General features: G+C 62.6%; 24 protein-coding genes. 17 read left to right on the top strand and 7 right to left on the bottom strand.

Annotated elements, in window-relative coordinates; translation table 11 throughout:
• Positions 1-147 precede the first annotated feature (147 nt).
• Positions 148-1374: an acyl-CoA dehydrogenase family protein gene (locus P5705_RS12400; RefSeq protein ID WP_277461152.1), complete on the bottom strand. Its 1227-nt coding sequence runs from the start codon at positions 1372-1374 to the stop codon at positions 148-150.
• A 115-nt stretch (positions 1375-1489) separates the two neighbouring features.
• On the opposite strand from P5705_RS12400, the gene P5705_RS12395 reads away from it, so the two are divergent.
• The gene (locus P5705_RS12395) at positions 1490-2476 is read left to right on the top strand and encodes a GlxA family transcriptional regulator (protein ID WP_277461150.1); all 987 of its coding nucleotides are present in this window, start codon (positions 1490-1492) and stop codon (positions 2474-2476) included.
• A gap of 19 nt (positions 2477-2495) precedes the next feature.
• On the opposite strand, the gene P5705_RS12390 is transcribed toward P5705_RS12395, so the two are convergent.
• Positions 2496-3917, bottom strand: coding sequence for a NorM family multidrug efflux MATE transporter (locus P5705_RS12390; RefSeq protein WP_277461149.1), 1422 nt, complete (start codon positions 3915-3917; stop codon positions 2496-2498).
• Between the two features lie 546 nt (positions 3918-4463).
• Here P5705_RS12390 and P5705_RS12385 point away from each other — a divergent pair.
• The 7 genes from P5705_RS12385 to P5705_RS12355 are packed head-to-tail and all read left to right on the top strand — an operon-like array spanning position 4464 to position 9615.
• A complete protein-coding gene (locus tag P5705_RS12385; protein ID WP_277461148.1) occupies positions 4464-5153 on the top strand; it encodes a 7-carboxy-7-deazaguanine synthase QueE in 690 nt (229 codons plus the stop codon).
• 10 nt (positions 5154-5163) lie between these two features.
• Complete coding sequence (gene folE, locus P5705_RS12380) at positions 5164-5772, top strand: GTP cyclohydrolase I FolE (protein ID WP_248919923.1); 609 nt, start codon at positions 5164-5166, stop codon at positions 5770-5772.
• A gap of 12 nt (positions 5773-5784) precedes the next feature.
• On the top strand, positions 5785-6312 hold the full coding sequence (locus P5705_RS12375; protein WP_277461147.1) for a 6-pyruvoyl trahydropterin synthase family protein: 528 nt from the start codon (positions 5785-5787) through the stop codon (positions 6310-6312).
• The gene (gene guaB / locus P5705_RS12370; RefSeq protein WP_277461146.1) at positions 6305-7450 is read left to right on the top strand and encodes an IMP dehydrogenase; all 1146 of its coding nucleotides are present in this window, start codon (positions 6305-6307) and stop codon (positions 7448-7450) included. Before P5705_RS12375 ends, guaB begins: the two co-directional genes overlap by 8 nt.
• The gene (locus P5705_RS12365; RefSeq protein WP_277461145.1) at positions 7443-7916 is read left to right on the top strand and encodes a phosphoribosyltransferase; all 474 of its coding nucleotides are present in this window, start codon (positions 7443-7445) and stop codon (positions 7914-7916) included. The genes guaB and P5705_RS12365 overlap by 8 nt, the downstream gene beginning before the upstream one ends.
• Positions 7916-9115, top strand: a complete 1200-nt coding sequence (locus tag P5705_RS12360; RefSeq protein ID WP_277461144.1) for a UbiD family decarboxylase — start codon at positions 7916-7918, stop codon at positions 9113-9115. Before P5705_RS12365 ends, P5705_RS12360 begins: the two co-directional genes overlap by 1 nt.
• Before the next feature lie 11 nt (positions 9116-9126).
• The gene (locus P5705_RS12355; protein WP_277461143.1) at positions 9127-9615 is read left to right on the top strand and encodes an NUDIX domain-containing protein; all 489 of its coding nucleotides are present in this window, start codon (positions 9127-9129) and stop codon (positions 9613-9615) included.
• Between the two features lie 109 nt (positions 9616-9724).
• On the opposite strand, the gene P5705_RS12350 is transcribed toward P5705_RS12355, so the two are convergent.
• The 4 genes from P5705_RS12350 to P5705_RS12335 form a co-directional block, all read right to left on the bottom strand.
• Positions 9725-10396 (bottom strand): hypothetical protein, encoded by a 672-nt coding sequence (locus P5705_RS12350; protein ID WP_277461142.1) that lies wholly within the window; start codon positions 10394-10396, stop codon positions 9725-9727.
• A 120-nt stretch (positions 10397-10516) separates the two neighbouring features.
• Entirely contained in the window at positions 10517-12928 is a 2412-nt protein-coding gene (locus P5705_RS12345) for a TonB-dependent siderophore receptor (protein ID WP_277461141.1), read from the bottom strand.
• Between the two features lie 137 nt (positions 12929-13065).
• Complete coding sequence (locus tag P5705_RS12340) at positions 13066-13986, bottom strand: FecR domain-containing protein (protein WP_277461140.1); 921 nt, start codon at positions 13984-13986, stop codon at positions 13066-13068.
• Positions 13983-14498: a sigma-70 family RNA polymerase sigma factor gene (locus P5705_RS12335; RefSeq protein ID WP_277461139.1), complete on the bottom strand. Its 516-nt coding sequence runs from the start codon at positions 14496-14498 to the stop codon at positions 13983-13985. Before P5705_RS12335 ends, P5705_RS12340 begins: the two co-directional genes overlap by 4 nt.
• Before the next feature lie 443 nt (positions 14499-14941).
• Between P5705_RS12335 and P5705_RS12330 the strand changes: the two genes are divergently transcribed.
• The 5 genes from P5705_RS12330 (at position 14942) to P5705_RS12310 (ending at position 20186) form a co-directional block, all read left to right on the top strand.
• Complete coding sequence (locus tag P5705_RS12330) at positions 14942-15199, top strand: hypothetical protein (RefSeq protein WP_277461137.1); 258 nt, start codon at positions 14942-14944, stop codon at positions 15197-15199.
• A 157-nt stretch (positions 15200-15356) separates the two neighbouring features.
• The gene (locus P5705_RS12325) at positions 15357-15644 is read left to right on the top strand and encodes a DUF3077 domain-containing protein (protein ID WP_277461136.1); all 288 of its coding nucleotides are present in this window, start codon (positions 15357-15359) and stop codon (positions 15642-15644) included.
• Positions 15645-17064: 1420 nt separating this feature from the next.
• Positions 17065-17781, top strand: a complete 717-nt coding sequence (locus P5705_RS12320; RefSeq protein WP_277461135.1) for a tellurite resistance TerB family protein — start codon at positions 17065-17067, stop codon at positions 17779-17781.
• Positions 17672-19435 carry a deoxyguanosinetriphosphate triphosphohydrolase family protein gene (locus tag P5705_RS12315; protein WP_346780505.1) on the top strand — a complete coding sequence of 588 codons (1764 nt, stop codon included), beginning with the start codon at positions 17672-17674 and terminating at the stop codon, positions 19433-19435. Before P5705_RS12320 ends, P5705_RS12315 begins: the two co-directional genes overlap by 110 nt.
• Positions 19419-20186 carry a hypothetical protein gene (locus P5705_RS12310; RefSeq protein WP_277461133.1) on the top strand — a complete coding sequence of 256 codons (768 nt, stop codon included), beginning with the start codon at positions 19419-19421 and terminating at the stop codon, positions 20184-20186. The genes P5705_RS12315 and P5705_RS12310 overlap by 17 nt, the downstream gene beginning before the upstream one ends.
• 161 nt (positions 20187-20347) lie before the next feature.
• Here the strand turns inward: P5705_RS12310 and P5705_RS12305 are convergent, their stop codons facing one another.
• On the bottom strand, positions 20348-20920 hold the full coding sequence (locus P5705_RS12305; RefSeq protein ID WP_252091596.1) for a LuxR C-terminal-related transcriptional regulator: 573 nt from the start codon (positions 20918-20920) through the stop codon (positions 20348-20350).
• 140 nt (positions 20921-21060) lie between these two features.
• On the opposite strand from P5705_RS12305, the gene P5705_RS12300 reads away from it, so the two are divergent.
• The 4 genes from P5705_RS12300 (at position 21061) to qhpR (ending at position 26368) form a co-directional block, all read left to right on the top strand.
• Positions 21061-22239 (top strand): acetyl-CoA acetyltransferase, encoded by a 1179-nt coding sequence (locus P5705_RS12300; RefSeq protein ID WP_011533742.1) that lies wholly within the window; start codon positions 21061-21063, stop codon positions 22237-22239.
• Between the two features lies 1 nt (position 22240).
• The gene (locus P5705_RS12295) at positions 22241-23782 is read left to right on the top strand and encodes a class I adenylate-forming enzyme family protein (protein WP_277461130.1); all 1542 of its coding nucleotides are present in this window, start codon (positions 22241-22243) and stop codon (positions 23780-23782) included.
• 42 nt (positions 23783-23824) lie between these two features.
• Complete coding sequence (locus tag P5705_RS12290; RefSeq protein ID WP_277461129.1) at positions 23825-25165, top strand: MFS transporter; 1341 nt, start codon at positions 23825-23827, stop codon at positions 25163-25165.
• Positions 25166-25363: 198 nt separating this feature from the next.
• Positions 25364-26368: an AraC-like transcriptional regulator QhpR gene (gene qhpR, locus P5705_RS12285; protein WP_277461128.1), complete on the top strand. Its 1005-nt coding sequence runs from the start codon at positions 25364-25366 to the stop codon at positions 26366-26368.
• Positions 26369-26445 lie beyond the last annotated feature (77 nt).

Raw genomic sequence — 26445 nt, 5'->3', positions numbered from 1 at the left:
TGGCACCCGCATCGCGGGTGATCGCGGCTGAAGCCGCTCCTACAGGGGACCGCGTGTAGGAGCCGGCTTGCCGGCGAACCGGTCTGGGAGGGGACCGCGGTGTGGCCTTCGCCAGCAAGGCTGGCTCCTACAGGCGAGGTGCGGGTGCTATCCCACCAATGCCTTGCCGAAGATCTGCCGGGCGATGACCATGCGCTGGATCTCGTTGGTCCCTTCGTAGATCTCGCTGATCTTGTTGTCCCGGTAGATTTCTTCCACCTTGTAGTGGCTGCCGTCTTCGCAGAGCTCGCGCAGGAAACCATAGCCACCGAAGATCTGCACGCCATCGCGCGCCATGTCACCTGCCGCTTCGGTGGCATAGAACTTGGCCATGGCCGCTTCCGGTTCGGGGAACTCGACACCCTGGTCCATCCGCAGCGCCGCCTTGATGTAGAGGTTGCGCCCATTCTCGATCTGGGTGGCGCGCTCCGCCATGCGGAACTGCCAGTGCTGGAACGCACCGAGCTTCTTGCCAAACGCCTCGCGACTGCGCAGGTGCGCGGTCGCATGGTCGAACGCCGATTGCGCCATGCCGACACCGGTGGCGGCGATACCGATGCGCCCATACGTCAATGTCGCCAACGCCACGCGCAGCCCTTGATGGGCTTCGCCGATACGATGCTCGAGCGGCACCTCCACATCGGTGAAATGCACATCGGCCGTCAGTTGCCCGCGGTTGCCCATTTTCCGGTCGGGCCTGCCAATGCGCACACCCGGCTGCCCGGTCTGCACCACCAGCTCGACCATGCCATCTTCCTCGCTGCGACAGAGCACGACGATGAAATCGGCAACCGGCGCGTTGGTGATGAAGCGCTTGTGCCCATTGACGATATAGCGGTCCCCCTCGCGCCGGGCGACGGTCGCCACAGCCTTGGGCGAAAGGTCGGTGCTGGCCAGGGGTTCGGTGGTGGCGAAGGCGCCGACCTTGCTGCCTTCGATGGCAGGCTTGAGAAAGCGATCACGGATCAGCTCGCTGCCGCGCTCCAAGGTGCGGCCGGCAAGGATGCAATGGACATCGAACACGGCGGCGATCGAGTTGCTGTGGTACGCCAGCTCTTCGCAGACCGTGGCCGTGGCCAGCACCCGGTGCTCCAGGCCACGCCCGCCATCGCGGCTGGCGAAGGGGATCCTGAAGATGCCCTGGCGTGCCATGGCCTCGAACACATCACGGGGAAAGCTCTCGACGCTCTCGTCCCGGTGGGCGATCTCATAGGCGCGGGGCGCGACGAATTCATCGGCGAATGCACGCACTTCCTTGCGGATCTCAAGCACCGCAGCGGAGGACATCAGGTCGTGGTAGAGCTCATCCGCCATGCGTTTCACAAGCGTTGCCATCTTTAACCTCATCAGTTGGGTTGCCAGGTGGCGTCGAGTGTAGGGACTGGACTGCTCGGGTTGGATTGGCTAATTTGACAGTTGCTATGCGAAACAAGACAGGTTGACCTCCACAATGCCCCGCGTCGCGCTTATCACCCTCGAAGACTGCTATGCATCGAGCCTCACCGGGCTGGTGGACATCTTTCAGGTCGCCAACGCCCATGTCCGCAAGCAGTTCGGCGAGCATGTCGCGCCCTTCGAATGGCGGTTCGTCTCGCTGGCCGGGGGCGCCGTCAATGTCAGCGGGGGGCTGAGCCTGGCGACGGAGCCACTGGTCAGCCTTGGTCTCGCCTACGATCTGGTCTACATCCCCGGCATCTTCTACAACGGCCACGAAGCGTTCGAGCGGGTGCTGGCCTCCCCGAAGCTGGGCCACTGGATCGTCGAGCAATGGCAGCAGGGGGCGCTGGTTGCCGCCAACTGCACCGGCACCTTCCTGTTGGCCGAGGCCGGCTTGCTGGACAAGCGCCACGCCACCACCACCTGGTGGCTGGAGAAGCGCTTCCGGCAACGCTACCCCAAGGTGCGCCTGGATGTGCGGCACCTTCTGACCGAGGACGAACGCCTGCTCTGCGCCGGCGGGATCCCCACCTATCAGCACCTGGCACTGCGCATGATCGAGCATTTCTTCTCGCCCGCCATCGCCTCGCTGTGTGCCAAGACCTTGCTGGTGGATGTCGGGCAGACCGCGCAGGCGCCTTTTCTGCCGCTGTCCGATGCCCGCGACCATGGCGACAGCCTGGTCGCCAGGGCCCAGTACAAGCTGCAGCAAAACCTGCGCAAGCCCCTCACCATCAAGGCCTTGGCCGCGGAACTGGCCGTCAGCCAGCGCACGCTCAATCGGCGTTTCAAACTTGCGCTGGGCATGCAGCCCCTGACGTATCTGCAGAACCTGCGGATAGAGGCCGCCAAGCAGTTGCTGGAGCTCACCGACCTGCACATCGAGACGATCCTGGTCGATGTCGGATACTCGGATGCCAGTTCGTTCTCGCGCTTGTTCCAAGCGCGCACGGGGCTTACGCCAACGGCTTATCGAGAGCGTTTCAAGCGTACGAAGTAGGCAAGGTGTGCTGCGCTATTCAGCTACTCTTCGCCTCCCGCGCCAGCACCGGCGCCCCTGGTGCACGCGCCTCGCGTGCCTGCCGGTTGACGATCAGCTCCAGCCCCAGGTACATCGCGAAAGTCGCCGCCGCCAGGCCGATGGCCAGGCCCGCCCAGATGTAGCGCGGCCCCAGTTCCAGGTGGATACCGAGGATGTAGGCGGTCGGCAGGGCGATGGCCCAGTAGAAGATCGCCACCAGCGCCAGTGAGGTCTTCAGCGCCTTCAGCCCCCGGAGCGCCCCCAGCAGGATGTTCTGCGCACCGTCGAACAGCAGGAACCACACCGCCACGGCCAGCAGGCTGGCCACGGTGCTCTTGAGCAGCAGGCTGTCGGCGGTGCCAGCGTGCACGAACAGGCTGGCGATCTCGGTGGGGAACACCAGGAACAGCGGGGCGAAGATCAACGAGGCGACGGCGCCACAGGCCAGGCCGATGCGCGCCACGCGCTTGGTCTCGGCCACGCGGCCGGCGCCCACCAGCTGGCCGACCCGGTAGGAGGTGGCGCTGGACAGGCTGATGGGCACCACGAAGGCGATCAGCACCGCCTGCATCGCCACATGGTGGGCCGCCTGCACCACCACGCCGAAGTGCCCCATCATCAGCGCCGCGCAGGTGAACAGGCTCAGTTCGATGGCGAACGACAGGCCCACCGGGATGCCGAAGCGCAAGGCCTGGCGCAGGATGCTCCAGTCGATGTCGAGGATGCCCTCGAAGATCCGGTAGGGGTGATAGCGGGGCGTCATAGCGATGTAACCAGCCAGCGAGATCGCCATCAGCAGCGAAACACTGGCGGTGACCGCGCCGATGCCGCGCAGGCCCAGGAAGGGGATGCCGAACCACTGGTTGATGATCACCAGGTTGAGCGCCAGGTTCAGCACCGCGCCGGCCATGCTGATGACCATCACCGGCTTGGTGTCGCCCAGGGCGCTGACGAAGTTGCGCAGGGCCATGAACACCAGGTAGCCCGGCAGTGCGAAGGCCACCGCGTGGGTGAAGGCGATGAAGGCGTCGATGCTTTGCGGCGGCTGGCCGAGGCTGCGCAGCAGTGGCGCGGCCAGCCACAGCACCAGCATGCCCAGGGCCGCCAGCAGCAGGGCGATGAGCAGGCCGCTCTGGCAGGAGCGTCGCACACGGGTGATGTCACGCGAGCCGTGGGCGATGGCGATCAGCGTGCCGATGCCGGAGATGACTCCGGAAAACGAAAAGGTCAGGAACGAATAGATCGACGCGCCGACACCGCCGCCGGCCAGGGCCTCGGCGCCCAGGCGGCCCATCATGTAAGTGTCGGTGAAGACCATGACCACCTTGGACAGCTGGGCGGCCATCAAGGGCCCGGCCATGGCCAGCAGGATCATCAGCTCGCCCGTGGGGCGGTGGGTCGGGGATTTGTGTTCAAGCATGCAACGGCCTCCGATGCCGGGTGAAGCAGTCCATTTGATGACTCAAGCGAAGCTCGGGTTCAGATCAAAATCCCTTTTTCCTGTACGGGAATTCAGGGTCACAATCTCATGAAGAATCATGATATCACGCGATGTTTTTATTCCTTATGGATATATGGCGGGCACGTGGATAAACGAAATCGATATTTTGCACGGTCCGGTTATCTGGTCTAGTTTGTTTTACCGCACGTATATATCGATCTCCCCAAGCATAACATGCTGTGCATGGCGAGATGATATACGTCAATTAAACAGGTGCTGTCGCTCAGGATCGGGTGATGGCTAATTGATCGCAACTACTGCGTTCATTTTTATATAGTCGCTGCAGGGAAGCGAACTGGCCAGGGATCAGGCTGCCGAGGAAGTAAATGTTGAGTGCGGATAGTTCCGCTCAAGTTTTCTATCCGCTTGCATCTGCTTGTCTGGAAACTTCCCTGCCTGCTGATGTTTTATCAGCGTGCGCCTCTTCATTACCAAGGTGCGCATTGCAGTCAACAGGGAGTGGGTATGTTTGGCGAGAACCCCATAAGAAAGAAAGCGCCTGACAGCGAGACCCTTTGGGTGGAAGAGGTGTTCAGGACCTTGCAAGGCGAGGGCCCTTATTCGGGGGTGCCGTCGACCTTCGTCCGGCTGTCGGGATGCAACCTGCAGTGCTACTGGTGCGACACCCAGTTCGAGGCGTTTCGCTGGTCGATGACCCCGCAGGCCATCGTCGAGATGATCCGCGGCCTCGAGGCACCGGTGCCCGAGCTGGTCGTGCTGACAGGCGGCGAACCCTTTCGCCAGAGCATCGCGCCACTGATCCAGGTGTTTCTCGACGAGGGCTTCAAGGTCCAGATCGAAACCAATGGCACGATCTACCAGGCCATCCCCACCGGCCAGGACGTCACCGTGGTGTGCAGCCCGAAGACGCCGGTGCTGGACCTGCGCATGATCGAGATCATCACCCACTACAAATATGTACTGGCCCATGGCGAAGTCGACGAAGTCGATGGCCTGCCGGGCACTTCCACGCAACGGGCCGGTAAAAAGGCCCGGCTGTTCCGCCCGCCCCAGGGCAAGCCGGTATATGTCATGCCACGGGATGACTACGACGAGCAACGCAACAAGGACAACCTCAAGGCTTGTATCGATGTGGCCACCCGCCAGGGTTACACATTGAATATGCAATTGCACAAGCTGCTGAATCTTCCATAAGGATATGACCATGCAAAACGATAAAGAACGTTCCCACGCCAAAGCCCGACAAGGCGTTATCGATATTCTCGATTATCTGGGTGAAGACACCACTCGCCAGGGCCTGCATGAAACCCCGGAGCGCTTCTTGAAATCGATGGTCGCGCAGACCGTGGGTTATTCCCAGGACCCGTATCGGGTACTGGAGAAGTTCTTCGAGGAAGTGGCCGGCTACAAGAACCTGATCATGTTGCAGAACATCCACTTCGAGTCGATGTGCGAGCACCACCTGGCACCCATCGTCGGTAACGCCACCGTCGGCTACATCCCCAATGGCCGGGTGGTGGGCCTGTCCAAGCTGGCCCGGGTGGTGGATATCTTCGCCAAGCGCCTACAGATCCAGGAGCGCCTGACCTCGGAGATCGGCCTGGCCCTGGACGAAGTGCTGCGCCCCAAAGGGGTGGGGGTGATCATCCGCGCCAAGCACAACTGCCTGTGCACCCGCGGCGCCTACAAGCCCAACGCCAACATGACCACCACCTACTTCTCCGGCGTGCTGGACAGCGACTCGGTCAAGCGCGGCGAGTTCTACACCGCCGCCGCGTTGCCATGGGGCAATGGCGTTCACCACTCTCAGTAAGGGAAGACTGTCATGTTCAAGATCGACCGCAAGATCGAAATCGACGCCGGTCACCGGATCCGCTCCCATGGTTCCAAGTGCCGCAACCTGCACGGCCACCGTTACTCGGTGCACATGACCTGCAGCGCCGACGAGCTCGCCACCCAGGGCTCGGAGACCGGCATGGTGCTGGACTTCAGCTTTGCCAAGGACGCCATGGTGCAGTGCATCGACGAGCTGTGCGACCACGCGCTGATCGTCGACGCCGAGGACGAATACCTGCTGCAGGTGCTGGACATCCGCGGCCCGGCCCGCGATGTGCGCACCTCCGGCGTGGCGTTGCCATTGACCAACGGTGAAGGGATGAAGATCTACCTGGTGCCGTTCTCGCCCACCGCCGAGGCGCTGGCCAAGCACTGGTACGAGCTGCTGAGCGACAAGGTCGCCACCCTCGGCCACGGCGCGGCGCAGGTGCGCGTGGACACCATCCGCGTATACGAAACCCCCAACTGCTGGGCCGAATACCCGGCCGGCAACGTGGGAGGCGCGCAGCATGTTTAGAAAGGGCTATGTGTTCGACGACGTGCTGCTGGTACCCAAGAGAACCCACCTGGCCAGCCGCAAGGAGGCCGATATCGGCGTCGAGCTCAAGGGCCTCGGCCGCCTGAGCGTACCGGTCATCTCGGCCAACACCCAGTGGTGCACCGAGGACCGCATGGCCATGGAAATGGCGCGGATGGGCGGGCTGGGCATCGTCCACCGCATGTGCAGCATCGAAGACCAGGTGGCCTTCGTCCATGCGGTGAAGAGCGCGCCGGTGACCCAGCGCGAGCCTGATTTCGCGCCGACCCTGGACAGCCAGGGCCGGCTCAAGGTCGGCGGCTCGATCGGCATCGTCGACGACTACCTGCAGCGTGCCGCCGGCCTTGCCGCCTGCGATGTGGACTTCCTGACCCTGGACATCGCCCACGGTCATTCCACCCACGCCATCGCCGCGATCGCCAACGTCAAGGAGCGCCTGGGCGATATCCCGATCGTCGCCGGCAACGTCGCCACGCCCGAAGGCGTGCTCGACCTGGCGAAGGCCGGGGCCAGCGTGATCAAGGTCGGCATCGGCCCGGGCAGCGTGTGCACCACGCGCTCGGTCACCGGCGCCGGGGTACCGCAGCTCACCGCCATCCTCGAATGCGCCGCGGCGGCGAAGGAGGCGGGCGTCAGCATCATCGCCGACGGCGGCATCCGCAGCTCCGGGGATATCGTCAAGGCCCTGGCCGCCGGCGCCAACGCGGTGATGCTCGGGCGCATGCTCGCCGGCACCGACGAAAGCGCCGCGCAGCTGCTGGAGGTGTCCGGCAAGCGCTTCAAGCTGACCCGCGGCTTCGTCACCTTCGGCACCCACCTCGAGCTCAAGCGCCTGCAAGGCCAGAAGATCACCGAGGAGCAACTGCTGCGCTATGTGCCTGAAGGCATCGAGGCCTGCTTCGAATACGCCGGCCCCCTGCGCGCCTACCTGTACCAACTGATCGGCGGCGTGCAGTCGGGCTTCAGCTACTGCGGCGCCAGCGACTACCAGCAACTGCTGGAGCGCCACGAATTCATCGAGGTATCGGTGCAGACCAGCCAGGAAAGCCGCCCCCATGCCCTGGACGCGGCCAAGCACCCCATCGACTACAAGGCCGAGGTGCTCAGCCATGATTAACCTGACCTGGAACGATGTGGAGCAGCTGTCGCTGGCCATCGCCGAGGCGGTGCGCGAGTCGGGCTACGCCTTCGACACCATCGTCGGCGTGGCGCGCTCCGGCTGGGTGCCGGCGGTGATCGTCGCCCATGAGCTGGGCATGCGCGAAGTGGCCACGCTGTCGATCCAACGCAACCTGTCCGATGGCGTCGACTCGCGCAAGGCCGCCCCGCAGCTGGTGGACATCAGCCCCCTGGCGCAGGCCGGCAAGAAATGGCTGGTGATCGAGGACATCGTCGGCAGCGGCGAGACCGTGCGCTTCATCCGCGAACAGTACGGCGTGGATGGGCGCGACATCTATGTCGCCAGCCTGGTGTTCAACGCCGCCAACGGCGACCGCGCCCAGGTCAACGAGATGGTCGAGTTCCATGCCCGGGAAGTCACCGAGTGGGTGCGCTTCCCCTGGGAAAGAAGGATCGACGCCTGATGAGAAGCCTACTCAGCGAGGCCCGCGTCGACGAAGTCGCGGGCCTGTTCGAGACCGACCTCGAGATCTCGCGCTACCTGCACCAGCACTACGACCTCAAGGCCTACCCGGTGGTGAAGTTCAGCAACGTCGCCTGCGCTTCCGCGGTGCCCTATGTGGACAACGCCTTCAAGCGCGAGCTGATGTTGCGCGGGCTGGGCTTGAACGAAGAGAACGTGCAGCCGGAGTTCGCCCGGCGCGCGCGCGGGGTGCACGCCGACCAGCGCGCCCCCGTGCAGGCGCCATGGGCGTTGCAGCGGATGGACTGGTCGTTGCTCGACCTGCCGTTTCTCAAGTACCAGCCAGGTGACGGTGGCCGCTACCTGACCTCGTTCGTGTTCTGCGTGCAGGACAAGGCCGGGCGCTACAACCTGGGCTTCTACCGTGGCGAGATCAAGGACGGGCGCACCATCGCGGTGTTCATCGACCCCCGCACCGACGCCCACGCGATCATCCACGAGCGGCTGCGCGAGGAGGGCGAGGTCAAGGTCAGCCTGTTCAATGGCGGGCCGATCGCGGCCTATATCGGCGGGGCCAGCAAGATCCCGGCGGACGTGGACAGCTACGTGTTCTCCTCGGCCATCGCCGACGCGCCCATCGGCCTGTGCCGCCAGGGCGACTACCCGGCGGTGCCGGCCGAGAGCGAGCTGGTGCTGCACGCCAGCCTGAACGGCAAGATGATCGACGAAGGGCCGTTCTGCGAGTTCAAGGGCTACTACAGCGAGAAGACCGTGGGCTTCGAGCTGACCGTCGAGGCGATCCACGCACGGGACAATCCGCTGTTCTTCGGGATCTTCTGCGGCAAGGAGTCGGGCCTGGACCTGATGCGCCTGCAGAACGAGACGTTCATGTACGGCTTCCTCGAGAGCAAGGGCATCCCTGTGCGGCGGGTGGTCTACCCGACGGCGTACTTCGGTGAGTTCGGGGTGATCGTCGAATGCGATACGGTGAACGAAGCGACCCTGCGCCTGGTCATGGAATACGACCTGCGCAGCAAGCTGTTCTTCCTGGTGAGGAATGCCGATACCCTGTTCGCCGACCTGTCGACCTTCGCCTTCGAGTCGGTGAGCGACGATTACCGCAAGCGCGGGGTGCGCATGGGCGGGCGCGTGGGGTTGCTGTGCGACAATGCCAACGACTTCAACTGGAAGACCTTCTGATGGAACGATCGATGAGCCCCAGGCTCAGCACCCTGGTGTACTGCACCTACGAGGGGCAGGTACTGCTGCTGGACCGGCAGACGTCGCCTTACCGCGGTTTCCTGCTGCCGCCGGGCGGCAAGTGCGAGTTCGGTGAAATCCCCATCGACTGCGCGCGCCGCGAGTTCGCCGAGGAGACGGGCTACGAAATCACCGAGCCGCTGCGCCCGCGTGGGCTGGTGTACGACTACTCGCAGTCGCCGGACTGGAACTGGCTGATCTTCGTCTACAGCTTCGAGGCCAAGGCCCGGCCCACGCTGGTCGAGGAGAAGCACCCGCTGGTGTGGGCGGACCTGGACAACCTCGATGCCTACCGGATTCCGGAATCGGACCGGTTCCTGATGGGCCGCTTGTTCGACGAGGGCTGCAGCTACCTGGAGCTGGCCATGGAGTATCGCCAGGCCGAGGTGTTCGTGCGCTGCAGTGCGCATTTCGAAGGGCAGGGCGAGCTGTTCAAGTAAGGAACGTGAGCGCAGCCTTGCCACGGCCCCTGTAGGAGCGGCTTCAGCCGCGATCACCCGCAAAGCGGGTGCCATGACCGCGTTGTCTGCATCGCGGCTGAAGCCGCTCCTACAGTAGCTCCGACATCGCATTCAACAGCAGCGCATTGACCTGACGCTTGAGCGTGTCGTACTCGGCCTTTTCCTGCGTATCACCCAGCCGCACCAGGTTGACGAGGCCCACCCGCTGGTCGATCGCATCGCTGTTGGCGGCCAAGGCCAGAGGCTGCCTGTCCGGGCCATACAGGTTCAGGATCAACTTGAATTCCTGTGGCCGGCTGCTGGGGACAAGCCCCAAGGTAACCAGTGTGGCCATGCTGGCCAGCGCCTCACCGGCACTGAACGGCCAGTAGGTGTAGACACGCAGATCCAGCTGGTAATCACCAGGGCGCACCGCTTCGCCATTCATGCTGACATGCGCGAACAACCCGGTTTCGTCGAGGATCTGGCGCACCTGTTGCGTGGTGTTCTGCTGCACCCCAGCGGGGGCTAGCGGGGAAAGGGCGGCCAGCCTTTGCAAGCGTTGCGTGTCCATCTCCAAGGCAGCGCCCTTGAGCGAACCCGCCAACTGGTGGGGTAACGGGGAGCCGAAGTAGTGGCTCACCGAGACATGGACACTCGGCTTTTGCGCCTCGTTCGCCGGTGACGGCAGGGTGACCGGTGCCACCTGATTCTGGGGGACGGCAGCGCAGCCACCGAGGGTGAGACCAAGGCAGAGGCACAGGCGTGTGAAGACAGTCATGCAGAGCTTCCAGGGAAATCGGGGCATGATTGTAGAGACTGCGTGGTGATTCTAAAAGGCTATCACCCGCCGTTTGGTGGCCCCCGCGCGCGGGAGACCACCAGGCTTCACACCCTTGCGTCAGAACGCGTAGACCAACGTGGCCGTGGCGCTACGCGGGGTGCCATACCAACCCCGCGAACCGATCGCGGTGTAGTACTTCTCGTCGAACACATTGTTGAGGTTCAAGGCGACGCTGGTTTGCGGGGTGAACGCGTATTGCGCCATCAGGTCGACCACGCTGTAGGCGCCCTGGTTGAACGTTTCGCCGTCGGGCCCTGCGTTCTTGGCGTACTCCGCGCCTTGCCAGCGCACACCACCGCCGACTTTCAGCTGCGGCAGGGATTGCAGGCGATAACTGGTGAACAGTTTGAGGGTATCGCGTGGTACTTCCGTGAGCAGGCGCTTGCCATCGGAGTCCTTGGCCACCGCATAGGTGTAGCCGGCGGAGACTTGCCAGCCGGGCAGGATCTCGCCCGCCATCTCCATTTCGAAGCCACGGGTCTTGGTACCCGACTCGGCGCGGTAGGCCTGGTTGCCATCGGGGGCGAGGTTGCTGCCGTCCGCCACGGCCAGGTTGTCCTGATGCACCTCGAAGACACTGAACGCGGTGGTCAGGCGCTTGTCCCAGAACTCGCTCTTGAGCCCCAGCTCGTAGTTCACGCCTTCTTCCGGCTCGATGTAGCCGCCACTGACATCCTGCTTGCTTTGCGGCTTGAAGATGGTGGTGTAGCTGGCGTACGCCGACCAGTTTTCGTTGAGGTCGTAGACCAGCCCCATGTAGGGGGTGACAACCCCGGTCTCGCTGCGCGAGGTGCGGCTGGTGTCGCCGGTGGCCAGGGTGGTGTTGGCTTCGTCGCGTTTCCAGTCGATCACCCGCGCCCCGGTGATCAGCGACAGGTCGTCGGCCAGGCTCCAGCGCACCGATGCCACCAGGCCGTCCTGGGTTTCGTCCAGCGCGTCCTTGGTGGACTTGGCGTGGATGGCGTCCGGGATCGCCAGCGAACCGTCCCAGGAGTGGATGTTGTCGATGCTCTGCAGCGACCAGAGCGGGTAGCCGTTGTTGCGGTAGTAGGCCCGGTAGTGACTGGCACCGAGGTACGCCTGGTGTTCACGGGTGAACAACTCGAACGGGCCGTTGGCCGACAGATCGAACGAGGTCTGCCGGGGCTCGCCCGCCCAGCGCCCGGTCCAGGTGCTGATGCCGCTGCCGTCTGGGTTGACGGTGCCGCTGGCGGCGGTGGCGAAGGCATCGTCGTAGCTGCGGCGGCTGTGCTCGGCATTCAGCTTCAACTGCCAGCCATTGTCCAGCTGGTGTTCCAGGGTGGTGAACAGCGTTTTCGCGCGGCGCTTGTGGTAGCTCCAGTCCGAGGCCGAGTTGAACGAGCGCGAAGGGTTGAAGTGGCTGCCATCGGTGTTGTACATCGGGAAGCCATGGTTGCCAGCGCCGTCGCTGTCCAGCTCCTGGTATTCCGCCCCCACGGTCAGCATCGTGCTGTCGGTGACATCCCATTCCACCACGCCGTAGGCCACTTCCTTTTTCAGCGACTGGCGGTCGATATGGCTTTGGCTGTCGGTGGTCGACGCCACGAAACGGCCGCGTACATGGCCGCTTTCCGACAGCTTGCCGGACACGTCCAGTTCGGTGCGGTAGTTGTCCCACGAGCCGGCCTTGAGGGTCAGCTTGCGTTGGGTCTCGACAGTCGGCTTCTTGCGGATCAGGTTGATGGTGGCACCGGGGTCGCCGGTCCCCGACATCAGGCCCGTGGCCCCGCGTACCACTTCCACCCGGTCGTACGAGACCATGTCGGCCAGGTCGTCGCGAAAGCCATAGGTGTCGGGGCGGTTGACGCCGTCGACCTGGATGCTGCCGACCTCGAAGCCACGCACATAGATATGGTTACCGTCGCTGCCGGCCGGCCCCATGCTGTTGACCACCACGCCCGGGGTTTGCTCGAGCACCTGGGCAACGTCCGTCAGGTTCTGGTCTTCGATCTGCTGGCGGGTGACCACGCTCACCGACTGCGGCGTCTCGCGCGCGGAGAGGCGCAGCCCGGTCGCGGTGTTGGCCGAGCCCGTGGTGTAGCTGCCCGTGCCCTCGGTGGTGCTGCCCAGGCCCATGGCATCGATGCTGGTCGCACCCAGCTCGACGGCCCCGTCGGTGGGCGCCTTGCTCAGCACATAGCGCTTTTCGCCCATCGGTTGCACCCGCAACCCGGAGCCCTGCAGCAACGCGGCAAAGCCTTGCTCCAGCTCGAAGCTGCCGTGCAGCCCTGAAGACTGCAGCCCGGTGGTTTCGTCGTGGCTGAAGCTGATGGTCACGCCGCTGGCGGCGGCGAACTGGCTGATCGCCGAAGCCAGGCTGCCGGCCGGAATATCGTAGCGCTGCGGGGCGGCCCAGGCGGTGGAGGTCGCCAGCGCGGCACCGCAAAGGCTCAGCGCGAGGGTCGCCTGGCGAATGCTGCAGGCTAGCGAGGTACGGCGTGCGGACATGAAAAGGGGTTCCTGTGCTGATTGGCTTGGGCACGGCTGAAGCGCGCGTTCTCAAGAGCCGAAGCAGTGAAAGAAATCTGTCACCCCTGAATGCGAAATATTCTCAGAGGTGTGAGAGGAGGTGGAAGGCAGTCGCCTTAACCCATGCCGAGGGGTTCCAGGCGCACCCAGTAGCGGGTCATGCGCCGGGCGCGGACGGGCAGGGCGTCTTCCAGGCTGGCCAGGGCGACGTCGGTGTCGTCGAGTTTGAAGGCGCCGGACAGGCGCAGCCCGGCGACTTCGCCAGCGCAGCCGAGATAACCGGGGCGGTAGCGCCCGAGTTGATGAATCACATCGCCCAGGCGCCAGTCGACGGTGACCAGCATGCCCTGGGCCCACGCCTGGGCGCCGGGGGGCAGGGGGCTTGGCGCTCCGACGGTGTCGGCGCTGAAGCTCAAGCTGTGCCCGGAGTCGATGCGCGCCACCTGCGCCGATCGGTCGGGGCGCACTTCCACGGCATGGGCGGCCACCGCCACATGACTCAGGCCATTGTCCTGGCGCACGCTGAACCGGGTGCCCAGCGCAAGAATCTCACCTTCAGTTGTGCGCACGCTGAGTGGGCGCGGGTCCTTGGCGGTCTCCACCAGGATCTCGCCCTGGCGCAGATGGATCAGGCGCCGGCCGGCATCGAAGCGAACATCCACACGACTGTCGGTATTCAGGTCCAGGCGCGTGCCATCGGCCAGAGTCAGTTGGCGTCGCTCGCCAACCCGCGTCGAGTAATCGGCTTGCCACGGCGAGGCGCGATAACCCTGCCAGCCGATCGCCCCGACCCCGAGCAACAGTGCCAATGCCTTCACGACATGGCGTCGATCCTGCCGGGCGATTTCCAGCGTCTGCGCGGCGCCGCTGGGGGCGTTGCCCAGGCGGCATTGCAGCTGTTCCAGCCGCGCCCAGGCGGCGGCGTGGCGAGGGTCGGCGGCGTGCCAGGCTTGCCATGCGGCGCGGGTTGAATCATCGACGTGGCTGTCATGCAAGCGCACGTACCAGTCCACGGCGTCGGCGAGAATGGCCTTCATGCGCCCTCGATCAGCAGGCAATGCATCAGCGCACGCGCCAGGTGCTTGCGCACGGTGGTCACCGAAACGCCGAGCCGCTCGGCGGCTTTTTCGTAGCTCAGGCCGTCGAGCTGCACGGCGAGAAAGATCGCCCGCGTGCGTGGGCCGAGTCCATCGAGCATGCGGTCGATGGCCATCAGGGTATCGAGGATGGCGGCCCGGGTTTCGGCGGAGGGCGCGTAGTGTTCCGGCTGCTGCGCCAGGGCCTCGAGGTAGGCGTTTTCCAGGCTGCGGCGGCGGTACAGGTCGATGACCAGGCCACGGGCGATGGTCGCCAGGTAGTGGCGTGGTTGATTGAGCGTGCCTGCGGTGCGGGCCAGCAGCACCCGGATGAAGGTGTCCTGGGCCAGGTCGGCGGCATCGGCGGTGTTGTTCAGCCGTTGGCGCAACCAGCCGTGCAGCCAGCCGCTGTGCTCGCGGTAGAGCGTTTCCAAGCCAAAGTGTGCAGCTCCGTCGGACACAACGGTGGACATCGAGGCTCCCCTGACGACATATCTGGATGCAAATAAGAATTTGTCGCAAGTGTACTGGGTGAGGACGGGAATGGGAATGGTGAGAAGTGGGTATGAGGCTGGCGTCCTACATGGATTGATCAGATTTTCCCTATTTCGAGTAGGGCGTTTCCGAAGCATGCTTTGGCCGCTTTTGCGCCTTCGCCATGAGGTCTAGTCTCGCCGGGCCGTTGCGAAAAACAGCGGCCGGGTCTGCAAGCCCGAGCGGGACAACTAGATCAGCACCACCTCCTGTCATTGGCTTCAGCCATTGACTGTGCGTTTTGGTGGCTGCGTACGGGTGGCCTTCGCGCCAGCCGGGTTTTCTCTAGTTGCCCCGGTCTTGCAGGCCCGTACGTAGCCGCCACCCAATCGCCTGCAAGCGATTGGCGGCGGTCCGATCAGCGCAACTGGAGAGCTACATCATGCTGAAGATTGTCCCGGATCCACCGCACTCCACCGAGTCCCCTCACTTCCTCGAAGACACGCTTGTCCACGCTACCGAGTACGTCATGTGCGCGCTGGCAGTGACGCATCAGTCCTTGACCCATCTGCCCAAGTCCCCCGCCACATTGGTAATGCTGACGGTGATGCACGAACTCGATGCCACTCGCACGTTGCTGGAGTCGGCCTTGGCTCAGCTACAGATGAGCGCCCGGCCGCCGTCTTACACGCTGCACTGACAGCCCTGCGTTGGCCCTGTAGGAGCGGCTTCAGCCGCGATGCAGACACCGCGGTGCCTGGCACCAGCGCTGCTGGTGATCGCGGCTGAAGCCGCTCCTACAGGTAGCTCAGTGCAAGACCTGACCCACCAAATTCAAAGCCTCAGAGGAACCCCGAATGGACAACGATCTACCAGCAGACCATGGCCAACTCGGCTGGACCGTTGGCACGTGCACATTTATGGAAGGCGCCACTAAGGGCACGCGCCTGTTCCGCGTAGAACCCGGCAACTGCGCCAACCACGCGATGGAACAAGCCTCCGTACTGCTCGACAGCGCGCGCCGTGCGTCATTCATCGGTGTGGTGGACAACGAACCGGTGCTGGTCTGGGCGTCGCACTACCTCAGCGATATGGCCAAGGCACTGATGGACGATGCGCATATGGGCATTTTGAAGAAGGTCTGAAACGACAATCGAGGGGGGAGGGCCGCTTTGCTTCATGACTCGCTGCAGAGCAGCCTCTCCGTTTCACGGAAGCCAATCCTAAATTTTCATGATCCGCGAACATCCTCATTTGGCCGAGCTCTACCGTATCTGATCACAGCAATGGGTCCAGGCCGCGTGAAAACCCAAACCAGAAATTGAAGAGCGCGCTTGTGCGTGAAATCTGCAATGGATCGGGTGGCATGTGAGGTTGGATTCTGCATGTAAGCGCGGTTTCAGCCCTACTTCTGGCAGTCGCTAAGTTCACCAACATTCTCACGTGGCCTGGCCATCCGTTTCCTTCTGAGTGTGGGGTGCAGCCTCTCTCCATCGTCCGCAAGCCAGGGCACAACCTTGCTGGCAGTCAGCCAAGAGATGCCAAATGCGAACAGACCGGCCGATTCGCCTGCGAATACAAAACCTGGGTATTTGTCGTCAAAGTTGAATATCGCCCCAACGCCTAACGCGGCAATCGATCCGAGTATTGCGATAGCGCATATTAAGTAGATCACCATTCGTCGACCGGCCATAGTCGGATTTTGAGTGAGTGACTGCTCGTATTTTCGTTTAGCCCTGAGGTAGAAAATGCGGCAAAACACAGTAAGGACTATAAAGAGAACTGTAGCGCACGCCAGATGAACGCCGGGTACCCGTTCAATCGCTGGGGGCTCAATACACTTGGCTATCGCGGCTCCCGCCGAGCGCACGGCTTCGTCAACAGCTGGGCATAGCTTGCAGCTGCATGGGAACAACGCAATCCCGAGTGCAGCGAAAGCCGCAATCTTACTCAGCCAAGCCTCGCACTTCGAACCGCCAAGGTAGGCAAATAAGAAAGCGGCAATTGAGAACAGGGCCCCCACAAATACGTCCCGCGCCCAACCGCCTTGAATATATGCTTCACTGATAGAAGCAAGCCATTTACCTGCCAAGAGGGTGCACACTGCTCCCAGGGACACTGCAATAAGACCCACTATCAGCTTCATGGTGCCTTGATCTATGTCTTCAGGCTCATCCCTCGGGTCACGTGTTGCTTCGATAGGGCATCGGCCAGGGAGTGCGTTTGAAGGAGTTTCTGTGTCCATATAGGGAATCTCGAGTTATTCGGACAGTGTTCCGATGGATGAATGGGCGGTGCTGGCGCGGTATAAACCCTCGTTCCACACCTGACACTATGCAATCAGGATGTACTGTCGAACTTCACTATCCCTAGAGCTCCTCTCGAACGGCCTTGGAGGCACATTTAGGTTTAGCACAGGGCGGCTGGACTTGCCCCCGCTAAATCGGACACCAATTCCCCGTTAAATTGATGCTGCTTGCCCGTCAGTCAGACGGTCATGGCGAATTACCTTGCGGGGTCTATCGTTGCTTCTCTGGGCAACGACTACCGAGCGAGGGCGCTGCAATGAACACCAGTGATCTACTCGAACAGTTACTGCGGGCCGGGCAGGGCTCGCAAGCGCAACAAGGGAGCGGTGGCGTGTCATCGCAAGACGGCCTGGGCGGTTTGGGCGGCTTGCTAGGAGGGCTGCTGGGAGGCGGCAGTGCAGCGGGTGGCGGAGGTGGCCTTGGTGGTTTACTCGGCGGCCTGCTGGGTGGCGGCAGCGCAGGCGGCGCTACCCAGGGGCGTTCCGCAGGTGGCACCGATTACGCGGCCCTGGCGTCGTTGGGCATGCTGGCGTTCCAGGCCTATCAAAGCTGGCAGCGCAGCCAGGCGGCAGCCCCGCAACAGGCCCTGCGTACTGTCGATCAATTGTCCGGCCCCGATGCCGACAATCACAGCCATGCCATCTTGCGCGCGCTGATTGCGGCAGCCAAGGCTGACGGTCGCATCGACCAGCAAGAAGAACAGCTGATCTACGCCGAGATCAAACGTCAAACCAGCGACCCGCAACTGCAACAATGGCTGGATGAGGAAGTCAGCAAGCCACTCGATGCTGCCGAGGTGGCACAGTCGGCCCAGGACCCGGCCATGGCCGCGGAAATGTACCTGGCCAGCGTGATGCTGGTGGATGACCAGCAGGCCGCAGAGCGGGCCTATCTGGACGAATTGGCCAGTGCACTGCAAATCGATCCGACATTGCAGGTGCACCTGGAACAGCAGGCCAAAGGCGCCGCCTGACTGGGCTGAGGTACCTGCGCTTCTCGTTATTTCGAGTCACGCGCAGACCACGACTGCTGGTCGGCTGAGGCAGCTGCGCGTTTGGCTGTGGAGCTCAATGTGCTACTGTTCTCGGCCATCTGAACGCAGCCTTCCGGGAAGGACCCTGATGAAAGAACAGCCAGCAGCCCCAAGCATTTGGTCTGAAGCACGTCGCCCTCGCAAACCTGATGCTTCAGTCGAGGGTGGAGGTAGGCAAGAGGCCGAAGTTGAGTCCTCCAGCCCTAGCAGGGACCACCGATCGGTCTTTCAGCAGGACTATGATCGCTTGCTGTTTTCCACTCCGGTTCGTCGCCTGGCTGATAAAACTCAGGTCTGGCCCATGGAAGAAAATGATGGCGTGCGTACGCGCTTGACGCACTCTCATGAGGTGGCCAACCTGGCGCGCTCTATTGGTGCTCGTGCGTACAAGGCAGTCCGCGATGAGTTCAAGCTCTACAGCACCGACGAAGGGCAAACCGATGTCATCAACCCTTTATTGTTATCAATAGGTCTTGGGCACGACTTGGGTAATCCTCCGTTTGGTCACCAAGGGGAGGTTGCTATTGGGCGTTGGTTTGAACGACGTAAGAACTGGATCTTTACTCACCTTCGCGAAGGCGTGGAGGGTAAAGGTGACACCCCTTTAGACGTTACAGTCCCCAATGCTTATCGGTCTGAGTTCACTGACTTTGATGGCAATCCGCAGAGTCTTCGCCTCCTGACCCGCTTGCAGACCCATATTGACGGCCTTGGTCTCGACCTGTCCGCTGCTACTCTTGCTGCTGGATTGAAATATCCTGTGAGTTACTTGAGCAGGGTTAAAAATGATCCCGTCAGGAAAAAAGGCGGTTACTTCGAATCTGAAAAAGACGTGGTTGAGTGGGTGAGAGCGCACACTGGTCTGGAGGAAGGACAGCGTCACCCTCTGACTTGGATCATGGAAGCGTGTGACGATATTGCTTACTCCGTGTTGGACGTGGATGATGTGCTCAAGAAAGGCATTATGTCTCCAGATGATATTCTGGTGATTCTACGTCAGGTGTTTAAAAGCGATGATCCGGTAGTTGAAAAGATTCAAGGCGTCTTCCGTAGAGTCGAGTCGCGCAAACTTTCCCCGAAGAATCAGCGTGATATCAAGATCGAGTACTTGCGCGCATGCCTGATCGGAAGTTTGATCGATCACGCGAGCGCCAGGTTCGTGGCACAGTCTTCCGCTATATTTTCATTTGAGCCAATCCAGCCGTTGATGGACAGTAGCGTGCTTTGTGGGGAACTGCAGAAAGTCGCGAAGCAGAACGCCTTTAATCATTATTCCGTGCTGCGAACCGAGGCATTGGGTGCAGCGGCTATCGATGGGTTGATGACAGTGATTTGGGAGGCGATTTCTCATCGGAAGGATATTTCCGACCTTCGTTCTGCGCGGATAGGGGCTCGTGCCAAGTATGTGTTTTCCTTAATCAGCCAAAACTATGTTGAGCAGGCTCATGAGCCTACCAATCCCTCAGAAGTGGCATCAGGCCTGCGCTATCGTGAGCTTCGTCTACTCACCGATATGGTGTCAGGAATGACCGATACATTTGCCATGCGTCTCTGGAACGATATTAAAGATATGCCCGATGCCAATTGCGCCTAATCAATCTGCGTTAAAACGCCGACTGGATCGATATCTCTGGAGCAATAAATCTCGAGAGATGGAGGCCTTGCAGGCGATTTTGGCGGAAAATTTTCTCTCCTTTGAACGGGTTGCGGTGATCGGTGGGCTTGTCCGCGACCTTGCTCGCGAAGGTCGATATGGCTTCAGGTCTGATGTGGATCTTGTCATTGAAGACTCCAAAGAGAAGGTCAAATTGCTGGCCGAGCGGCTTGGTGCGGAGCCTAACCGGTTCGGCGGTTACGGTTATAAAAGTGGGCCATGGAAAATTGATTTCTGGGCCCTCGAAACCACATGGGCACGACAGCATGTGCCAATGCAAACATTGGAAGATGTTCTGCTTGGCACTTTCTTTGACTGGGATGCGATCGCTTATGATCTGAGGGCGCGGAAGCTGATATGTCCTGAGGACTATTTTGAACGTTTAAAGACCAAGAGACTTGACGTTAATTTGCAGCCTAACCCCTCTCCCATGGGGAATCTTGTTCGAGCGATCCGAAGGTTGGTGATATGGCAGCTGGCCCCGGGTGAGGCGCTAAGGCGCTTCATTGATGAACATCTGGATGAAGAGGCACTCCGTTATGTTCAAGAGAAGGAGGCGGAGTTGTTTTCCTACTGTGTGTCAACGCGATGGGGGAATGTTCAGGAGGCGAAACTCTCCTTGTTTTATGAGCGAGCAATTGAGGTGCGTCAGTATGAGTTGTTCGATGTGGATGATAGGTGGCAAGGGTAGTTTTGTTTTCGTGGTCGAGTGTAATTCATTTTTGGCGTAATTCTGTCAAGGATCGAGGGTTAAGTTGACAGTGGATAAAGTGTGTTTCTTTCCCGAGGGAAGCTTGATTTGCCTGTCAAGAAGCGTTGCTTTGGCTTTTGAGCTGCGCTCAAATCATACTCTCAACTAATAAAAATAATCTTCGAAACCAACTCCGCACTGTTCTTCGCCTGCAACTTCTTCATCAACCGCGCCCGATGCACCTCCACCGTTCGGTGCGATATCCCCAACCGCCGCGCCACCTCCTTGCACGTCAACCCATTCACGATATGCAACGAAATCTCCCGCTCCCGCGGCGTCAGCTGAACCGTAGGCGCCGGCTGCCGATCAAGCCGTTCAAAGTGCCAGATCATCAGCTCGAACGGATCCTCCGTCGTCAACGTGAACCCATGGGCCCGCGCCCAGAACACCTCGCCATTGCGATGCTGCATGAACCGCTCATCGGTATAGAAAGCCCCCAGCCCATTGCGCAGCCAGTGCTCGCTACGTTCGCCGATGGCTTGGTAATCCGCATGGGAGGGATACAACAACAAGGTCAGATGCCCTTGCAGTTCTTCCCGGGTATACCCGAACAGCCGCGCAAACGCCTGGTTGCAGTCGAGCATCCGCCGATGCCCGGTAATCAGTTGCGGCGCGGGCGACACCTGAAATGCCAGGCGCTCGAGGTCGGGGTAGGGTGGGGTATGTACTGTCATCAGGCGTCCTGCCTCGGTGTCATGGTCATGCCCCGTAGCGCTCACTACTTACTCACGTACGTAGTTGCCCCAACTAGCGTGGGATTCGGGTGCTGACACATTGTATGGATTACCCGCTTCAAGGACAGAAGAAAATCACCATGTTTCATGATTCCGTTTCCATCGTCGCAGCCGCGCACAGTCCTTTTGGTCGCCTGGATGGCCTGAACCTCGAGGACCTGATCGTCAAGGTCACCCGCGACGCCCTGGCCGATGCCGCCATCGAAGCCGCCGAGATCGATGCGTTGTTCCTCGGCCACTTCAACTCGGGGCTGGTGGCCGATGGCTTTCCCGCCTCGCTGATGCTGCAGGCCGACCCGCAACTGCGCTTCAAGCCCGCCACCCGCTGCGAGAACGCCTGCGCCTCGGGGGCGGCGGCGATCCAGGCGGGAATCCACGCCATCCGTAGCGGCGCCGCCGAGCTGGTGCTGGTGGTGGGGGCCGAGAAAATGACCGGCAACAGCACGGTCGAGGTCACTCGGGCGCTGGCCGGCGCCGGTTACCAGAACGCGATGTCGGAGGCTGGGCTGAGCTTCGCCCAGCTGTTCGGCCAGGTGGCGCAGCAGTACACCGAGCGCTACCACAGCCCGCTGGCATCGATGGCGGCGATCGCGGTGAAGAACCACGCCAACGCCATGGCCAACCCGTTGGCGCAGATGCACCGGGTGATGGACTTCGAGCACTGCAACAACCCGTCGCCGAGCAACCCGCTGATCGCGCCGCCGTTGCGCCTGACCGACTGCTCGCTGATCAGCGACGGCGCGGCGGCGATCATCCTGGCGTCGCCGCGCCGGGCGCGCTCGATGCGGCGCCAGGTGGCGATCCGCTCGATGGTGCAGGTCAACGACTTCCTGCCGTTGTCGCGCCGCGACATGCTGGCCTTCGAGGGGCCGCAACGGGCGATCCACGGGGCGTTGCGCGAAACCGGCGTGACCTTGAACGACCTGAGCTTCGCCGAGGTCCACGACTGCTTCACCATCGCCGAACTGCTGATCTACGAAGCCATGGGCTTGGCCCCTAGAGGGGAAGGGCACCGCGCCATCGACGATGGCACCGTGCGCCCGGGCGGGCGGCTGCCGGTGAACCTCTCTGGCGGGCTCAAGGCCAAGGGGCACCCGGTGGGGGCCACCGGGGTGTCGATGCATGCCCTGGGCTTTGCCCAGCTGGTCGGCGAGCCTATCGGGTTGGGTGTGCCGGGCGCCGAGTTCGGCCTGCTGTTCAACATGGGCGGCATGGCGGTGGCCAACTACGCCAGTGTCCTGCAGGCGGTGCGGGTGTGACATGAACATCGCCAACTGGCTGTGCGACACCGCCCAGCGCTGGCCCCAACGCGCGGCGCTGTTCGAGGGCGCGCGCCAGGTGGCCGATTACCAGGCGTTCGCGGCGCGGGCTCGAGCCCGGGCCCTGCAATTGCGTCACGAATACGGCATCTCGCCGGGCGATCGGGTGGCGCTGCTGATGAAGAACAGCTGCGGCTACCTCGAACTGCTCTACGCCATCTGGTGGTGCGGGGCGGTGGCGGTGCCGATCAACAGCAAGCTGCACGCCCTGGAGGCTGCCTGGATTGCCGGCAATGCCGGGGCCTGGCTGATCTACACCGATGACGGCCAGGTATTCGACGGCATCGCCTTGCCGCTCGGCTGCCGGGAGCTGGCCGCACCCGGATTGGGCGAGCTTCGGCAGGTGGCGGGTGAGGAGCTGGTGCGGCCGCACCCACGCACGGACGCCGACCTGGCCTGGCTGTTCTACACCTCCGGCACCACCGGGCGCTCCAAGGGGGTGAAACTGTCCCATGGCAACCTGGTCGCCATGTCCCTGTGCTACCCGCTGGATGTGGACACGGTGGGCGCGGACGATGCGGTGCTCTATGCCGCGCCGATCTCCCACGGCGCCGGGCTCTACAACTTCATTCACGTACGCTGCGGCGCCCGCCATGTGGTGCCGGAGTCCCGTGGGTTCCAGGCGGCGGAGCTGTTCGAGCTGGCCCAGGCGCTGGGCAATGTCAGCCTGTTCGCCGCGCCGACCATGGTCAAGCGCATGGTCGAGCAGGCCCGGCTGCAGGGCTATGGCGGCGAAGGGCTGAAGACCATCATCTACGGCGGCGGGCCGATGTACCTGGCCGATCTGGAACAGGCGTTGGACACCTTCGGCCCGCGCCTGGTGCAGATCTACGGCCAGGGCGAATGCCCGATGACCATCAGCGCGCTGTCCCGTGAAGCCATCGCCGACCGAGCCAACCCCGACTGGCCACGCATCGCCGCCTCGGTGGGGCGTGCCCAGGCCTGCGTCGAGGTGCGGGTGGTGGGCGCCGATGGAAGCCCCTTGCCGCTCGGGGCAACCGGCGAGATCGCCGTGCGCGGCGCGCCGGTGATGCAGGGCTATTGGGACAATCCGCAGGCCACCCGTGCCGCCCTGGTGGACGGCTGGCTGCTGACCGGCGACATTGGCCAGCTCGACGATCAGGGCTACCTGACCCTGACCGACCGCAGCAAGGATGTGATCATCTCCGGCGGCAGCAACATCTACCCGCGGGAAGTGGAAGAGGTGCTGATGCAGCATCCCGGGGTGTTCGAAGTGTGCGTGGTGGGCGAGGCCGACCCCGAATGGGGCGAGTCGGTGGTAGCCTTCGTGGTGCCGCGCAGGCCGGGTTGCCTCCAGGCCCAGGCGCTCAACGACTGGTTCCTGGCGCGCATGGCCTCGTTCAAGAAACCGAAAAAATACCAGTTCTGCACCGAGCTGCCGAAAAACAGCTATGGCAAGATTCTCAAGACCCGCGTGCGCCAGTGGCTGCAAGACCCGAAAGGGGCCTTGAGCAGCCCCTGAAGCACGGTATTCATGGACAGCAACACGACAGGAGTTCCCTTGATGGGCATGTCACCCAATACCCCCCAGCGCCAGCGGCGCCGGGCGTTTCTCGGCGCCACCACCGGTCACTTGATCGAGTGGTACGACTACGGCGTCTACGGCTTCCTGGCCTTGTACATCGGCAAGGCCTTCTTCGTCTCCGACGACCCCACCAGCAGCCTGCTGGCCAGCTTCGCGGCCTTTGCCCTGAGCTTCTTCATCCGCCCTTTGGGCGGTTTGTTCTTCGGCCCCCTGGCGGACCGCATCGGCCGCCGCCGCACGCTGATCACGGTGCTGGTGCTGATGGCCGGCTCCACCTTCCTGCTCGGCCTGTTGCCAACCTACGCCAGCATCGGCATCGCCGCGCCGGTGTTGCTGGTGCTGATCCGCTGCGTGCAGGGTTTCTCCGCCGGCGGCGAGATCGGCACCATCACCAGCTTCATCTCCGAATATGCCGGTCCCGGGCGCCGAGGCTTTGCCACCTGCTGGCTGATGGTCACCGCCGTGCTCGGCCTATTGTTGGGTGGCGCCGTGGCCAATGGCATGACCTGGGCGCTGGGCGCCGAGCTGATGCAGGCGTGGGGCTGGCGGATTCCGTTCCTGATCGCCGGGCCCCTGGGTTTCATCTCGCTGTATATCCGCCTGAAGCTGGAGGACAGCCCGGAGTTCATCGCCCTGGTGGAGGCCGGGGAAACCTCCAAGGCGCCGCTGCGCGAGGTGTGGCAGTGGAAGCGCTCGATTGCCCTGGTGTTCTTCATCATCACCCTGCACAGCTCGATCTTCTACCTGGTGCTGACCTTCGCCTCGACCTACATGTCCAACACCCTCAAATTCGACAGCGGCACCACCTTGCTCTACGTGTTCGTCGCCAGCCTGTCGGCGGCGGTGGTGATGCCGTTTGGCGGCGCCTTCACCGACCGCTACGGGCGCAAGCCGTTCCTGATGGTGATCGGCGTGCTGGCGACCCTGGCCATGTACTGGTTCTTCAAGGCGGCGCCCGGCGCCACCCCGGCCACCTTGTTCTGGCCGTTGATGGCGGTGGCGATCCTGTTCGGGCTCTATGCGTCGTCGACCTATGCGCTGATGAGCGAGTTGCTGCCGACGCGCATCCGTTCCACCGGCATCGCCATGGCCTACAACATCCCGGTGGCGGTGTTCGGCGGCAGCGCGCCGTTGATTTCCACCTGGCTGATCAAGGTGACCGGCGATATCACCGCGCCCTGGTATTTCTATGTGGCGACTGGGGTGGCGTCGTTGATTGCGCTGGTGGTGCTGCGCAAGGAAGACTTCGTGGCCTGCGCCCAGGAAGTGCGGCAACCTAGCGATGTTGAACCAAGCCCCTTGAACCTGCGTTCGGTTTGATCCCCTGTAGGAGCCGGCCTTGCCGGCGAACACCGGCACAGCCGGTGCCAGCCACCGCGTTGCCTGTTTCGCCGGCAAGGCCGGCTCCTACAGCACCATTCGCACCTGCCTGTTGAGGCTTTGCCTGGTCTCGGCAACAATCGGTTACGATGCCGGTTGCTGAAAACGGCACAGACTCACTGGCCTGCGAAGAACAACATGAAATCAGCGCGCACTGTCATCTCGGAAAACTTCTTCCGCCGCTTCAAGCCCATCTTCGCCCCGCACCTGGACGCCCTTGGCATCGACTTGCCGTTGCTGGACCGCGCCGATATCGAGATCCCCGGCGACCAGTACGTCGCCCTGTGGGAAGCCGCCGGCACCCGCAACCCCGCCATCGGCCTGACCCTGGGCAGCCAGACCGAAGCCGACGATATCGGCGCCCTGGGCCACGCCTTGCATTGCGCGCCCAGCGTCGAGAAGGCGCTGATGACCCTGCACACCTACATCGTGGTGTTCGCCCAGGAGTCATCCATCGACTACTGCTGCGAAAGCCGCCAGTTGCGCATCACCTACCAGGTCACCGACACCACCGTGGTCAACCGCCGCCAGGACGCAGAGTTCGCCATCGCGGCGATCCTGCGCCAGCTGCAGCTGATCACCGCCAGCCCGTTGCGGCCGTTGCGGGTGGACTTCGAGCACCCGCGCCCGGCAGATGTCTCGGTGCACAAGCAGTTGTTCATGTGCCCGCTGTTCTTCGGCCAGGCGACCAACCGTATTACTTTGCCCATCGAGGTGCTCAAGCTGCCGGTGACGCAGGGCAACGAGCGGCTGTTCCAAGCCCTGGAGCCCTACCTGCAACGGGAACGCGAGCAGCGCAGCGTCAGCGACGAGCTGCTGCCCCAGGTCACCCGCATGATCGCCCTTGGCATGGCCAGCGGCGTGCCGTCGCTGGACGAGGTCAGCGCGCGCATGGGCCTGAGCCGGCGCACCCTGCAACGTCGGCTCAAGGACCAGGCCATCGAGTTCTCGGTGCTGGTGGAGGAGGTGCGCCGCGACCTGGCGCTGGGTTACCTGAACCATTCCGACTACTCGATGACGCAGATCTCGCTGCTGCTCGGTTACGCCGAGTCCGGCTCGTTCACCCGTGCCTTCCGCCGCTGGACCGGGCAGTCGCCGCAGCAGTTCCGCCAGGCCGGGCGCGCGCCTGGCGCGGGGTGCTGAAAATCTGGCATCGCCGGGCAATCCAGTTGACGTGTCGCCCGATAGGCTCGAAGGGACCGCATGTTCCTATGCGAAAC

Source organism: Pseudomonas entomophila (genome assembly GCF_029478665.1).
Classification (GTDB): Bacteria; Pseudomonadota; Gammaproteobacteria; order Pseudomonadales; family Pseudomonadaceae; genus Aquipseudomonas; species Aquipseudomonas entomophila_F.
Note: the sequence above shows the minus strand (reverse complement) of the source record. Positions and strands in the feature narration are given on the sequence as shown.